This is a genomic window from Bacillus sp. LR--39 (genome assembly GCF_053613335.1).
The window spans coordinates 1-884 of record NZ_JBSIOT010000534.1; the positions used below are offsets into that span (position 1 = coordinate 1).

Here is an 884-nt window from a genome sequence, read left to right on the forward strand (position 1 = left end):
AATATCTGCCACACATTTTGATAATCGCCCGCCAATTCGTACAGCAGCGTGTACGTCTGAAAATCCGTGCCGACTCGATAGCGGAGACCTGACACGAGCACAAGTGAAGCGAGCGGAATCCAGATCAAAAGCTTATTCTGCCGATACCCCGTGGCAAGCGAATCGTCACGGCCGCCGCACATTTTAGCGAACCAAGACCAAATAAATACAATCCCCATATTGACGGCATATACAATCATCGGTTATGGTCCTTTTCCGTGCTGATGTTGTATACATTCAGCAGCGCTCCTACATTTTGCTGTGCATCGTAGCCAAGTTGAGCGAGTGTTTCTTTGATGAACTCACGCTTCGGCCTGCCTGCGGCGGCCGCCCTTGCAATGGTTTCAGCCCAGACGCTGATCGGCTCAGAAAGACTTAATCTTGTGACAAGCCCGAGACCGGCGTCGACTTTTTCTGTAATGCTGTCTGAAATGATGCATGGAAGCCCCGACGCCTGCGCTTCCACAAGCACAACCGGCAAGCCTTCGTACAGAGACGGCATGACAAATACATCAAATGTGCGCATCAATTCATGGATCCGTTCTTCCGTGCCTAAAAAGAGGACGTCTGAAAGCAAATTCTGCTGCCGCGCCTCCTCCTCTATCTCCCCGCGCAACGGCCCGTCTCCCGCCAGAACGAGCTGAAAGCGAACGCCTCTTTCTTTGAGATGTGCGGCAAGTTTCAGCAGGAACGCGTGGTTTTTCACTTCATGAAACCGGGCCACATGGCCAATGATGAGCCGGTCGGCTACAATGCCGCGTGCTGCTTTTTCTTCATCAGCCGCCTGCCCATTTGGGGCGAACAACTCAAGGTCAATCCCGTTTGGAAGAAGGTGAACACGCTCC

General features: G+C 52.5%; 1 protein-coding gene and 1 pseudogene. Both read right to left on the minus strand.

The annotated features are described in order from the left end of the window. Positions 1–239: pseudogene (locus ACWHAR_RS24695) on the minus strand (EpsG family protein); the annotation flags it as partial. Continuing rightward, the coding region (locus ACWHAR_RS24700) for a glycosyltransferase (protein ID WP_452088134.1) at positions 236–884 on the minus strand (649 nt) is incomplete at its 5' end. The gene ACWHAR_RS24700 and the pseudogene ACWHAR_RS24695, both read right to left, overlap by 4 nt.